The organism is Kovacikia sp. CALU 1929, from assembly GCF_056784235.1.
Genome location: NZ_JBXBCF010000049.1, coordinates 205298 through 217314, shown reverse-complemented (window position 1 = coordinate 217314; position 12017 = coordinate 205298). Strand labels below are relative to the sequence as shown.

Below are 12017 nucleotides of genomic sequence, written 5' to 3'. Positions count from 1 at the left end.
CGATCGCTGTTGTGTCACGTCACACCCAGGTCTCTTAATACTGCTGAACCGTGAATAATGTTAAGGACGGATGTCCAGCAATGCCGATTGGGACTAATTCTACACATCAAGAATTTACAATTTCCAAACGATGTCCTCAATCAAGATCGCATTCGGCGATCGTGGCTCCATTACACTACAATGGCAAGAAGTGCCCACATTTTTGGCACACAAGTTTGCAATTCACAGTTCGATCCTCAACACAGGCGACTCGTTAGTGATGCTAATAAGCATTGAGTCCGCATCGTCTGACAGATAATGTGTACATCAATGCACTCTTCACGAGGATCGTTGAGTAGTCCTGCACGAACCTGAATCCCTATTGAGCCAACGAGCAACAAGCCTTAACCCATGACTTCTGCCAAACAACTTCTCAAAACCTACGTCCCATCCGAACTCCTTGAGCAGGTAGACTCTACCGCTAACGCTTGTGGCATGACTCGCAGCCAGTGGGTCTGCACCTGCCTCGATTGCTATCTCAATAACAAACGCTTTCCTCGCCAAAGCCAGCACTTTCCCATCTACAAAATAGCGGTGCAATTTCAACGCCATCAGATAGCAATCACCGGACATTTGCAATACCTCAAAAACCAGGCAAAGCTTGGCAGAATTGAGGGTGCCAATCTAGAACTTCTGAATGAAGCGTGCAACTTGAGCATCAAAGCCAGTCGTGCCATCTTGAGGCAAATTCTTTTCACTAGCTATGAAAACAGCACAGAGAAAACCTAATGATGAGCCAAGCACAAACAGCGATGTAGTGAAGTAAATTCATGCCATCAGGTAATGTCTAGAAAATCGCGCATCTTTAGATCATGTAAACTAACCTCGGTTTTACATGATCCTCTATTTATCTCACATCTCTCTTCCATAGCAACACTTATTCCTAACCACTACGAGACTAATCTCCGATGCTAGCGACTCACTCTAAACCTCGTGATGTCTACAAAACATTTGCCTACGACCTCAATAAATCTGGAGCAAAAGCGATCGGTGGGAACATGGCAGGAGAAACCCTCAGAGAACTTAGTCAAGAGATTCTCATTGCCCAACCCCTCAACCGCCGCGTTGAACGTCTCATTTATCACGGGGCGCTTAGTTTACCAGTAGGTGACTATCTTAGCGATGAACTGTGGAACATCATTGCCCAAGACTTTTTAGATGAAATGGGGTTTGTCGGACACCCCTATCAACTCACACGCCATACTGACCAAGTTCACGACCACATCCATTTCACGGTTGGACGAATTGGGCTAGATGGCAGGTGTGTGCATGACGGTTGGGACCACCGCAGAGCCGAAACCACACTCCGCAAAATTGAGCAGCGATATGAACTACCTAGCGTTGCCTGTAGTTGGGACACCCTCCAAACTGCACCCAGTTTTGCTGAACAACACCGCTACGAACAAGAACAACATGCCTATGAACAAGGCACTCGTTCCAATCCTCCAGAGTTATCTGTTCGCAAGCAGCTACTCACTGCCATTCAAACCCAGACACAGGATGCTCCTACAATGCCTGAATTGGTGAAGCGATTACAACAAGAGGGCATTGAAGTAAAAGTCAACTTGAAGCATCCCGGTATTAGTTTTCAACTGAAGAACGTGAAGTTTAAGGGCTACCACTTAGGTCGAGCTTACAGCTTCAATGGACTGCAAAAACACCAAAGGGTGAGCTACATCCCTGATCGCGATGATGAGCAAATTCAGCAATTGATGCAACAACCTGCCGAATCCATTTCTACCACTACTGAAGCTACTACTGAACATTTACCAAACTCAGACTCTCAAACATTGTTGCCTGAACGGAAGAACTCCAACTGGAACCAGGTACAACAACAACTGGTTACTCAATATCAATTTTCACCTGAACTACTCAATGGACTCTATCGTCAAGGATGGCTCTACGCGGATCAGAATAAGCGCCCAGTTTTTGTGGAGCGATCGCTCGACGATGATGATTATCACGGGTTGACACTAAACAGCAATGGCATATTGGAAGCAACAGAACCCGACATAGAACATCACCTCTACAGCACATTTTGGATAGGGGATAACGACTTACCCTTACAAGAAGCAGTAATCGTCGAACATCCCCTCGAAGCTTTAGCGGTGTACGTCTTGGAAAAGGTAAATAATCCAAACTCTCAACCAACTCTGTATCTCAGTGCTGATCGCCCAGAACAATTGCCCCTCAAGGTCCTCAAAAACATGGAGAAGGTGTACGTATCGGTTCAATGCACCGATGCGATTAAAGCTCACTTAAATCAGCAGGTGCCCCAAGCAGTCGGAATTGATTCATACCATCCGCAAGGTTGGCAGGGAGTTTGGAGAGAGGAAGCAAAAACTTCTCAACGGCAATCTGCATCAAAAAGATCTCTTAAATCCCAGAGGCAACGGAAACAAATTGAACTCTAAAGCGTTTCGTTTTGCGTAAAACTAGGCGGAATTTTGAAGCCTGCGATCGCAGCTCTACATCGCAGCTCTACAGCCTAAAACTAAACGTGTGCTAGGGTTGGTAAACTTAGACGGTCCTCTGACATTTCCCACTGAAGCGAGGAAGACACCACCAATGCCGCCAATGAGAGCGACCCCTCTACTAACGTAAAATTAATATCACCGTAGCCATTTATTGTGAAACTTGGTCCCCTTTTTTTTGCGCCTACCAATTGGTACAAACGGCACAATGATGAGCGACAATAAGCAAAAAAGTACCTGTAATCGCTTTGACTAAGCAGGTATTGGGCACCTGCCGCTAGAACAACCAACGAGTAAGGAACATCATCCAATCGTCCAGGGATAGCAGCAAGTCTAGAAACTTCTACAAGATCCTTCCGCTCTACTAGATCGGATGGCAAAAGATTTAACCTTCCTAACAATGTCATATTCGTCATAACTGGCGTTGCCCTCACCGTAGCAATAGGTTCACCACGCGCTTTTAGCAGCATGATCGTGGAATACTCATCTTGCAGTGCATCGAATTCATCATCCAAATTCACATGAGGAGAACGAGTCTCATACATCATCCTGCGAATCCGATAAACATCATTCAATGCAACCTGAGTGGTTACTGGTTCGATATGCAGCATTTCTTTCAACCAACTGAACTAGCCATCAACAGGGGGTCAGACTCGTTTTCTTGCACTGCTTCAGCAACCGCATCCAGAATTTTGCCAGTTAAATACAATGTTGTTCTGGCAACTTGAATCACATCATCCTGGTCTTGCTCATGGGTGACAAATTGTTCAATTATCCGCCGAACAACCTGCGAATGCTCTGCATCAATGTCGCTGTGAGCTACGAAAAATGACATATTTTTATCGTCAAGATTGAGGTCACGACGCGCGATCGCTAAAGCAGTACCAATGTGCTTGTAGGAATCCTCTGCCCAGAAACTGTATCCTAATCGAGGAATAGCCCCCAACTCAGCCGCAACATAGCGAAGATAGCCAATTAATGCCTCAGTCGGCGGCAATGGTGAGGCATTAAACTGTTCAGAATCATTCAAGCCAATGGATGCCAAATCTCGTACCACCATTTCTTCATGACCCAGTTCTTCTTGAGCATGTTTGTAGCAAAACGCCAACAAAACGTGCTGCTTAGGATCTACACGGCTTGCTGCCGATGCCTGGTTGATGGAGTTATGGCGGGTATAGTGGTAAATCTCAACTAGGACTCGTTGCCATAACTTCCTAGAGACACCATATTGTTTGATGTGCTGCCAAAACAGCCCCTTTTTCACTTCAGCCCATTGCAGATCTATCGCCGCTTGTAGCTGTGTCAGAAACACTTCTGATACCTCCAATATCAATTCAATTTACAAAATCAGGAGAGCAAGTTCAACCAATGTCAATAAACCCAAATACGAACAAGGCAAACTAATAGTAGAGATGAGTTTGATCTACCAACAATCCAATGGTTAAACTGCAAAACTCCATCAACTTACAACCATTTTAGTCCTTAGTCTCTCTCCCATAGGAAAGATAACCTATGATACAAAAAGCTTCTATGTCCGAAGAAAGATTATCTACTTGCCTCAGATAAAGTAGGGTGAAACAATTATCTGTTCGCACACTTAATCATGGCTTTCCAACGTGTTCAGTGGATAGTCAATAGTTTTGCCCTACTGGGACTTACTCCTCTACCCGCGATCTCACAAATTGTTCCTGATCGTACATTACCTGTAAACTCCAACGTTTCACCGGGTTGTAGCAGTTGCACAATCACAGGCGGAACTGTTCGAGGTGCCAACCTATTTCATAGTTTTGAACAATTCTCTGTTCCTACAGGCGGCAGCGCCTATTTCAACAACTCGTTGAACATTCAAAACATTCTGACCCGGATTACAGGGCAATCTGCCTCCACTATTGATGGATTATTGCGAACCAACGGTAGTGCTAACCTGTTCCTAGTTAACCCAAACGGTATTATTTTTGGACCTAACGCCCGATTGAACATTGGCGGATCATTCCTGGCAAGCACCGCAACCAGCATTAAGTTCCCCGATGGGGAGTTCAACACCAATCCTGCCCAGTCTTCTCCTCTATTAAGTATCAATGTTCCAATTGGGTTAGGGTTTGGCAGTTCTCCCGCTCCCATTCAAGTCCTCGGAACTGGTCACGCACTTACCCTACAAAATCCATTACTCTCCCCCACAATCGGTGCATCACAAAGTACCAGTGGACTTCGCGTTCAAGCTGGAAAGACGATCGCCCTCATTGGTGGTATAGTGTCTTTAGACGGAGGCATTCTGACAGCTCCCAGTGGACGAGTAGAAGTTGCTGCTGTTCATTCAGGAGATATTGGTTTAACCGCTATTCCCCAAGGCTTTGCCCTCACACCTGGAACAGTCAGTGGATGGAAGCCTATTCAATTAAGCAACAGAGCCTTACTTGATGCAAGTGGAATTCCAGGCGGCAGCATTCAGATCAATGGTGGAACGGTATCTTTTATAGGAGGCGCTGCCGCACTTATCCAGAATGCTGGTGTAGTAGACGCAGGGGCAATTGAGGTCAATGCCAGAGAGCAGATGCTTTTGTCTGGAGTCGGTTTTCAAGGGAATTCACTGTTTCCCAGTCGTGTAATTAATGAAAGTGTTGGACTGGGCAGAGGTGGCAATGTTGTTATCTCGTCTCCAAACCTGGCGGTTGAGGCAGGAGCAAACATCTCAGCCCGAACTTATGGAGCAGGAAAGGGCGGTGATGTCATCCTTAATGTTCCCAATACGATCGCAGTCCGTGGGTTCTCTCCGGTATTTCCAGACCTCTTCAGCCTAATCGTAGCCGGAACAGGAGGTGCTGGGGATGCTGGCAACGTCATTGCTGCTACCCAAACGCTGATTGGACAAGATGGTGGAGCTATTGGTGCTGCTACTTTGGCAACAGGACAGGGAGGTAACCTTTTAATAAAGGCAACTGATATTCGTTTTGACGGCTCCTCACCCCAACTACAGGGAAGTGGGCTATTTTCAACCACGACTGGCTCTGGAAACGCTGGTAACGTTACTGTCGAAACCGCTCGCTTATCGGTAACAAATGGGGCAATTATTTCGGCAACCGTTGGAGCATCCGGAGACGCAGGAAATATATTTATTCGAGCATCCAACTTTGTGTACCTTGCTGGTGTTAACCCTTACACTCCAGTTTCATCTGGAGACACATCTTTTCCTCTCTTACCAAAACAAAGACCTAGCGGATCAAACGGATTGCAAAGACCGTATGTATCTAGCACCATTCAGGCAGCGGCGGCTAGACAAATTCCTTTCTATGAACAGCTATTTAACCTACCACCAACTCCTACAGGAGCGTCTGGCAGCATCACGATCGAAACACCACGCTTAGAAATTACCGATCGCAGCTACATCAATCTCAGCAATCAGGGATCACAGTCTGGAGGAACTCTAAGAATTTCTGCAAAAACAGTTGAGATTTCAAACTTAGGCGTACTAGAAGCCACCACCTTTTCTAATTTTGGTGGAGATATTGAAATTCGCTCAAACACATTGTTTCTAGAGCGGGGAGCAATTACTGCCTCTGCACTAAGTGGCGACGGATCAGGAGGCAACGTTTCCATCTTCTCCAATGTTCTCGCTGCCGTAAACGCTCCAAACCAGATCACTGCAAACTCCGCTGGGGCATTCGGAGGACGAATCCTCATCCAAGCAAAAGGGGTGTTCCTCTCACCCCAAACAATCCTAACGGCATCCTCAGAGCTTGGACCTCAATTCAGTGGTGTGGTTGAAATTCAAGCCCCAAATATTGACCTCAGTCGCGGACCTCTCACCACTCCTCCTCCAATTCAAGTTCCTCCAGTCATCTCAGTTTGCCAGAGCCAACAGTCAGCTAACCAAAGCCAACTGATCATCAGCGGTACTGGCGGCATTCCCCAATCACCTGAAGATGAACAACATAGTCGCACCGGCTGGCTTGAACAACCGGAAGCAGAGCCAGTACTTCCACCCCAAACATTCTCACCCAAACGATCAGAACAACCTGTTGAAGCTCAAGGGTGGAAATGGAATTCAAATGGCACAATTAGTCTTGTCGTTCAAACCACAAATCCTACTACCTACTCCTCACTCCAGGAACCACCTTGCATTAATCCTCTTCCAACGATCAACGACAAAATATCGACGACAACAAGTCCCCACAACACAAAAGTCTCTGGCTCTAAGTAGCTATAATCAGAACACCTTTTCCACCATCAAGTAAAGCTCTAGCTTTTGTAGATCCACTTACAAGCTTGCCCAAGCAAAATATGCTTCCCTAATCACCTGGAGTCCCTGTTCTACACATCGCTCTCGCCAAACAGGATTGGTGGGCGCAAACACTTCTACCAGTTGACGTTTTGTCCACTCATACTGATCACCCGACTCTCCCCACCAGTAAGCACGATTTTCATTCCGTAATGCCTTTACAACTTGAAGAACTGGGTAGGTGCCAAACTCCACAGTAATAAAGTCATAGCGGTCGTTGGGGAAAACCGCCTGACACCAGTCAGCAAAACTGCCACGCACTCTGTAAACCGTGTTTCCGGCAGTAGAAGAATCAAGCACGGTTTGACTGCCAAATTGCTGGCACGATCGCTGAAAGAACCCAGGATCGGACTTGTTGATCAACAGCTTATAGCTCCCTCTCCGACCTAAGCCAGTGTGGAAATCAAGGTGCAGTACATTCCGAACCCCTCCAAGCCAGCGAACTAAATTCGCCTCCAGAATTTGCTGAGTTTTGGAGGCAGCAGTTCCCCCAAAAAACAACCCTTTAGGAAAGTCATACTGACCCACGGGCAAGGTATCTTTCAAACTATTCATGCCATAACGGGCGATCAACCCCAGAGCCTTGAGTAAAAACGGTTCTAATCGAGAGGGTGGGGAAGGGGGATTGAAAAATGAGTCCAGCTTTGAATACGCTTCTGGACTCCCGTGGTAATCTTCTTCAGGTAATAGAAAATTACGATTCAGGTCTACTCCGTTTTCATTCCACCGTCGTCGCCAAGCAAATCCATAGGGATTCAGGGCGTGGATCAACACCAATCGCACACCATTTAGCTGTGAAGTCAAACACAATTGATCCTTCAGTAACGCCAGTTGCACGGCTGAACCCAGAAATCCTTCAACGCCATGCAAGCCACTGGAGACAACTAGCGCATTCTGAGGACTTTTACCAAACTCCCGAATTGCCACATCGATCGCCAGATCTTCTCCAACTGGTCCTTGTTGATTAATTGAATGAGATTCATAGTGATACCCCTCCACTTCTACGACAGAACGAAACTGATCCTGTGCCGTAGCGTAGTCTGAAGAAAAAAACTGCAAGTAGTCCATCCCTCCATTACTCCTGCATCCTCGGACTTTTCAACATTGTTTTGAGCGTGACATCCAAACTCACTGAAATGACATCTCAATCTATGAATTTAACAATTTCAAACGAACAACCCAACGAATTGCCCCCACTCCCCAAAACTATGGAAAAATAGGGTGTCCTTCTTCGCCCCCTCACAGCCCCAATGCCTGATACCCCTTCAAATGACGGCTCCAGCAATCAGGATGAACAGCTAGCATTGCCAGGAATGGAGAATTCAACTCCATCCCCACAACGTCGCCGCCGTCGCCCTGAACCGACTGGTTTGGACATCGAACGGACGGATACACGTCAGGCGTTGAGCCGCTCCCTGCATCAGAAAGGCGCAAATGAAGAAGGTCAAGCGCTGGCAACCGGGTCGATCTACGTTACGGGATTTGGGAAGAGGACAAAAGATTTCTACGCCCACTTTGGATTGACACCAGGGAATAGAGCGCAGCTGCCGCCAGAAGTGCTCCGCTTCCTAATTTGCTACGAAGTTGCAGCCAAGCGTCGCGTCGATCGCCACATTGTTCAGGCTCAAGACCAACGCGGCATCAACCGGGAGTTAGCCAATCAATGCCGCATTGCAACCCTGATCATTAAACGCGCCCTCTATTGGGCGGAATGTTTAAGCAGTCTGGAGGCAGCGGAAGCCCTCCTGCCTGAGCCTCCTGACAACTATCCGCTTAGATGATGCGTTTAAGGCTAGGTGGAGTAAAATGGAAATGCTTCGGGGAGGTTTGCATGAAATTGGTAGCGCTCAAGGAGAAAACCTATAGTATCTGGCTCATCGATCGCATTTTGGATGATCCAGACTACCCCGACCTGTCTGAAACAACCGATGAAGCATTTAAGCGATCAATCCGGTCGCGCTACGGAGATTTGCGACGCAAGCAGACCTGGGAAGCTGCATTCATAGACATTAAAGCCAATTCTCTCTATGAGCATAATGATGATAGCCGTAAGCTAGTGGAGCTAGACTTTATCGAAACTCCCAAACGCGAAGGCTATTTCTCATACATCCCCAAAATCCTGGAGAAATTTATCCTGATTAATCGGGGCATGGAGAGTATTGCGATTAGCCTGATTCAAACCCTTGAGCAAGGGCTGCAACATATCGATCGCGCAGAAATTTTAGAATTTTTGCACATTGGAAGAACCATTGCTCGGCAACTCAATCAGGAGCAGGCACTCGCCCCGGTCTATCGGCTTCTCGCACCCGCTGCCGCTTAACTTGCATCTAAAAATCTGCTTCAAGGTAGACAACCAAAGCACCCAATTGCACCTAAATTGGTCAAGTTTAGCCTCTACAACCATGCAGACCAAACCCCTTTCATCTCAACAAACCCGATTCCTCCCCTTGCAGCACGGCTTCAGGTTCTGCAACTCGTTTATCGGGCTTGGGTTGCCTTGGATCAACTCCATGCCGTGGCTGACCCGCCTGCTCAAAACTGATCCATACCGTCACGGGCTTTGCGGTGGCATGTGCTTTGCCGCGCTTGACCATTTTTGGGCAAACCGTCCCATTCCTGCGATCGATGAAGTCCCTGCCGGACCTTCTGCCCTTTATCGTTATCTCGATCGCCGCCAGGTCAACACCTATGGAAGAGGCTGGGTCATTGGACTATTTTTTCTGTGGACAGCACGCTCAGACGCTACACTCCAACGCTTAACCACTACAGAAATCAATCAAGTCAAACAGCGTCTAGATCAAGGTGAACCAGTCGTACTCGGATTGATCCTCACCCAATCTGTCCGGAGGCTAACAACCAATCATCAGGTTATTGCTTATGGCTACAGGGAAACTGAATCCGGCAGTACCCTCCAGATTTATGATCCCAGCATCCCAAACAACAACGAAATTGCAATTGAAGCAACTTTTTCTGAAACAGGATCTACACTAACTCAGCACAACAATCAGACTCATAAAAGTAGTCCGATCCGAGGGCTATTTATCATCCCCTATAAACCTATCGTTCCTCCATTATTCCAATCATAAAAGGAACCTTCAGCATTCCCAGGCATCAAAAAACGCTCAACTACTACTCTAGTACAAGCTGCACAACTGAGTGGTCTGGCAAGTATTCAAAAAATGCCTTGAACTCGACTAGAAAAACGTAGAAGGGTTTCAACACATATTTCAAAGGAGAGGAGGAATCTAAGGACAAGACAACGATCTCGCGTGTCCCCTCTTCACCGACCTTCTCTAAATGGGTAACCAAATCCAACGCTTTGAAAACATAGCCATTGCGCTTGTCTCGATAATAGCCGTTTATCCAAATAGTCAAAGACTTTGAGCCAAGGGATGCTTGCAGAGGAAGTTCGGGATGAGACAATCCTTGATCCGCAGCTTGCCTCAAACCACTATCCCGATCCATCACCAACGACAATCCCAACATCAATTCTTTGAAGCGACCATAGTAGCCTTCCAAATCCTCCAGGTGTTCCCTGGCTGCGACAGGTACTCGATGACGGCTAGTCATCAGCGCCAACGTAAACTCACTCCACGCCTTCTGAGTGATTGCGACTGCCTGGATAAATCGAATGAGTGATGTCAGAGTCCAGCGACGGTGATCATCCAATACCGTATTCAACAATTGCTCTCCCTCTAACATCTCAATTCCAATCCGTATAACCTCATTGTTCCTACTCAGCCAACCACCTTTTCTTTAAACAACTTTCCTGCGCTAAAGGCTGGGACTATTGTTGCTGGAATCTTAATTGGCTGCCCTGTAGAAGGATTTCGTCCTTCCCGTGCTTGCCGCTCTCTTGGCTCAAAGGTACCAAATCCAACTAATGTCACTTTATTTCCCCCCGCGACAGACTCCATAATCACATCGAGAACAGCAGTAAGTATGACATCCGCATCTTTCTTAGTCACTCCTGCTTTCTGTGAAATCTGATCAACGAGTTCGCCCTTATTCATAGTTCACTGCCTCAAAATGCTGCTGTGATTATACTTGAGAAACTTGGAATGCAACAGGCTACCGCCTGTCACTCCGGCGTATATATAGTACACACGTTCAGAAAATTTGTACTACTGACCATTATTCTGCCCGAACAACGGGCGATCGCATCATCCCAACCCAGTAAACACTCATCATGACCGCTAACCAATGGCTCACCCTGGAAGCAGCCGCTGAAGCGGTTTCAGTTCCCATCGAAACCCTACAATCTCATCTCAGCGACCCTGCTCCCGAAAAAAAGTTTCAACCGCACGGACTTTTATTTGATCGAACTCGGTGGAAAAACAAAGATCTGCAATTTCTGCAATTACTCAGTTCATCTCCACTACAAGCTGCCACTACTCCAAATTCAGAACGAACCTACCGCTGGGAGAATACCCCAATTCGGTTAGAGGTTACCTGGCTACCGCTTGATTCAAATACTCAAGATCGACAGGTTCTGATCTGGGCAACCAGCTATGACGACTTTCCAGTTTGTAATCTACTGACAGAATCAGAGTTGGGAAAGCTGCCCCTCCCTCTAAATCAACTGCTTGATCAGCTCAAAGCAGACCTGTCTGTTCGCAAAATTCGTTATCAACAGAAACAGACAAAGCCAAAGAAATCAACTTCCTCAAGCCCTTCTAGATCCTCTACCCAACCAATGACTCCCCAACCATCAACATTGCCTACTCAACCTAAACAACCGACTGCCAAAGACACCCAAATCTCCTTTTTCTAAGCTATGGATACGATCACTGAAGACACTGTTTTAGTCGTCCTGGAAGGGCAACAGCATCACATTCGCCGCACGATCGCAGAGAACGATGAACTGTTACGCCGATTACTCAGCCAAATTGGTCCGGAGCTGGCAGGAGCCGAAATCAAACGAACCAATGGGGTAATCGAAGTTGTACCGAAAAAAGGCACGAAAGGAAATCAACCTGCAATCACCTCGGAAGCTCTCAGTTATTTGGACACCGCTGAAAGCAATATTGACCCTGCGATCACGGCTTGTTTAGTGATTCAACAAACGGAACTCGCTGAAGGGTTCAACCCGGAACAAGCACTCAGATTAGATGAGTACATCACCCACACTATTTCAGAATCACAGCGCTGGCAGGCTTCCATTCAACAAACACTCCGTCGTCTAGACAATGCCGCATCCGCTTCCAAAATTCCCTTTGGGTTCTGAC

General features: G+C 46.9%; 14 protein-coding genes. 9 read left to right on the top strand and 5 right to left on the bottom strand.

All coding sequences use genetic code 11. The annotated features are described in order from the left end of the window. The first annotated feature begins 390 nt into the window (after window positions 1–390). Both AC1S52_RS04735 and AC1S52_RS04730 read left to right on the top strand, forming a co-directional pair. Window positions 391–768, top strand: coding sequence for a hypothetical protein (locus AC1S52_RS04735; protein ID WP_482027891.1), 378 nt, complete (start codon window positions 391–393; stop codon window positions 766–768). Window positions 769–947: 179 nt separating this feature from the next. Next, the gene (locus AC1S52_RS04730) at window positions 948–2453 is read left to right on the top strand and encodes a relaxase/mobilization nuclease domain-containing protein (RefSeq protein WP_482027890.1); all 1506 of its coding nucleotides are present in this window, start codon (window positions 948–950) and stop codon (window positions 2451–2453) included. Window positions 2454–2533: 80 nt separating this feature from the next. Here AC1S52_RS04730 and AC1S52_RS04725 read toward each other — a convergent pair whose 3' ends face one another. Then, the gene (locus AC1S52_RS04725) at window positions 2534–3124 is read right to left on the bottom strand and encodes a hypothetical protein (protein ID WP_482027889.1); all 591 of its coding nucleotides are present in this window, start codon (window positions 3122–3124) and stop codon (window positions 2534–2536) included. Window positions 3125–3129: 5 nt separating this feature from the next. Further along, on the bottom strand, window positions 3130–3825 hold the full coding sequence (locus AC1S52_RS04720; RefSeq protein WP_482027888.1) for an iron-containing redox enzyme family protein: 696 nt from the start codon (window positions 3823–3825) through the stop codon (window positions 3130–3132). A 291-nt stretch (window positions 3826–4116) separates the two neighbouring features. Here AC1S52_RS04720 and AC1S52_RS04715 point away from each other — a divergent pair, with 291 nt between their 5' ends. Then, entirely contained in the window at window positions 4117–6711 is a 2595-nt protein-coding gene (locus tag AC1S52_RS04715; RefSeq protein WP_482027887.1) for a two-partner secretion domain-containing protein, read from the top strand. A 57-nt stretch (window positions 6712–6768) separates the two neighbouring features. Here AC1S52_RS04715 and AC1S52_RS04710 read toward each other — a convergent pair whose 3' ends face one another. Then, a complete protein-coding gene (locus AC1S52_RS04710; protein ID WP_482027886.1) occupies window positions 6769–7857 on the bottom strand; it encodes a M14 family metallopeptidase in 1089 nt (362 codons plus the stop codon). 182 nt (window positions 7858–8039) lie between these two features. On the opposite strand from AC1S52_RS04710, the gene AC1S52_RS04705 reads away from it, so the two are divergent. The 3 genes from AC1S52_RS04705 to AC1S52_RS04695 all read left to right on the top strand — a co-directional run bounded on the left by AC1S52_RS04705 (window position 8040) and on the right by AC1S52_RS04695 (window position 9875). Continuing rightward, window positions 8040–8570, top strand: a complete 531-nt coding sequence (locus tag AC1S52_RS04705; protein ID WP_482027885.1) for a hypothetical protein — start codon at window positions 8040–8042, stop codon at window positions 8568–8570. Between the two features lie 50 nt (window positions 8571–8620). After that, window positions 8621–9109: a hypothetical protein gene (locus tag AC1S52_RS04700; RefSeq protein WP_482027884.1), complete on the top strand. Its 489-nt coding sequence runs from the start codon at window positions 8621–8623 to the stop codon at window positions 9107–9109. Between the two features lie 82 nt (window positions 9110–9191). Beyond that, window positions 9192–9875 carry a hypothetical protein gene (locus AC1S52_RS04695; RefSeq protein ID WP_482027883.1) on the top strand — a complete coding sequence of 228 codons (684 nt, stop codon included), beginning with the start codon at window positions 9192–9194 and terminating at the stop codon, window positions 9873–9875. A 43-nt stretch (window positions 9876–9918) separates the two neighbouring features. On the opposite strand, the gene AC1S52_RS04690 is transcribed toward AC1S52_RS04695, so the two are convergent. Continuing rightward, a complete protein-coding gene (locus tag AC1S52_RS04690; protein WP_482027882.1) occupies window positions 9919–10470 on the bottom strand; it encodes a hypothetical protein in 552 nt (183 codons plus the stop codon). Window positions 10471–10526: 56 nt separating this feature from the next. Next, the gene (locus tag AC1S52_RS04685; protein WP_482027881.1) at window positions 10527–10802 is read right to left on the bottom strand and encodes an HU family DNA-binding protein; all 276 of its coding nucleotides are present in this window, start codon (window positions 10800–10802) and stop codon (window positions 10527–10529) included. A gap of 48 nt (window positions 10803–10850) precedes the next feature. Here AC1S52_RS04685 and AC1S52_RS04680 point away from each other — a divergent pair, with 48 nt between their 5' ends. Genes AC1S52_RS04680 through AC1S52_RS04670 form a run of 3 tightly spaced genes read left to right on the top strand, consistent with a single transcriptional unit; the run spans window position 10851 to window position 12016 of the window. Continuing rightward, window positions 10851–10982 (top strand): hypothetical protein, encoded by a 132-nt coding sequence (locus tag AC1S52_RS04680; protein ID WP_482027880.1) that lies wholly within the window; start codon window positions 10851–10853, stop codon window positions 10980–10982. Beyond that, complete coding sequence (locus AC1S52_RS04675) at window positions 10979–11563, top strand: hypothetical protein (RefSeq protein ID WP_482027879.1); 585 nt, start codon at window positions 10979–10981, stop codon at window positions 11561–11563. The genes AC1S52_RS04680 and AC1S52_RS04675 overlap by 4 nt, the downstream gene beginning before the upstream one ends. Window positions 11564–11566: 3 nt before the next feature. Further along, window positions 11567–12016, top strand: a complete 450-nt coding sequence (locus tag AC1S52_RS04670) for a hypothetical protein (RefSeq protein WP_482027878.1) — start codon at window positions 11567–11569, stop codon at window positions 12014–12016. Window position 12017: the final 1 nt, after the last annotated feature.

What these genes read in the sequence shown, in the direction of transcription:
- AC1S52_RS04735 (WP_482027891.1), top strand. Translation starts at nt 391, where the DNA reads ATGACTTCTGCCAAACAACTTCTCAAAACCTACGTCCCATCCGAACTC.
- AC1S52_RS04730 (WP_482027890.1), top strand. Translation starts at nt 948, where the DNA reads ATGCTAGCGACTCACTCTAAACCTCGTGATGTCTACAAAACATTTGCC.
- AC1S52_RS04725 (WP_482027889.1), bottom strand. Translation starts at nt 3,124, where the DNA reads ATGCTGCATATCGAACCAGTAACCACTCAGGTTGCATTGAATGATGTT.
- AC1S52_RS04715 (WP_482027887.1), top strand. Translation starts at nt 4,117, where the DNA reads ATGGCTTTCCAACGTGTTCAGTGGATAGTCAATAGTTTTGCCCTACTG.
- AC1S52_RS04710 (WP_482027886.1), bottom strand. Translation starts at nt 7,857, where the DNA reads ATGGACTACTTGCAGTTTTTTTCTTCAGACTACGCTACGGCACAGGAT.
- AC1S52_RS04705 (WP_482027885.1), top strand. Translation starts at nt 8,040, where the DNA reads ATGCCTGATACCCCTTCAAATGACGGCTCCAGCAATCAGGATGAACAG.
- AC1S52_RS04700 (WP_482027884.1), top strand. Translation starts at nt 8,621, where the DNA reads ATGAAATTGGTAGCGCTCAAGGAGAAAACCTATAGTATCTGGCTCATC.
- AC1S52_RS04695 (WP_482027883.1), top strand. Translation starts at nt 9,192, where the DNA reads ATGCAGACCAAACCCCTTTCATCTCAACAAACCCGATTCCTCCCCTTG.
- AC1S52_RS04685 (WP_482027881.1), bottom strand. Translation starts at nt 10,802, where the DNA reads ATGAATAAGGGCGAACTCGTTGATCAGATTTCACAGAAAGCAGGAGTG.
- AC1S52_RS04680 (WP_482027880.1), top strand. Translation starts at nt 10,851, where the DNA reads ATGCAACAGGCTACCGCCTGTCACTCCGGCGTATATATAGTACACACG.
- AC1S52_RS04675 (WP_482027879.1), top strand. Translation starts at nt 10,979, where the DNA reads ATGACCGCTAACCAATGGCTCACCCTGGAAGCAGCCGCTGAAGCGGTT.
- AC1S52_RS04670 (WP_482027878.1), top strand. Translation starts at nt 11,567, where the DNA reads ATGGATACGATCACTGAAGACACTGTTTTAGTCGTCCTGGAAGGGCAA.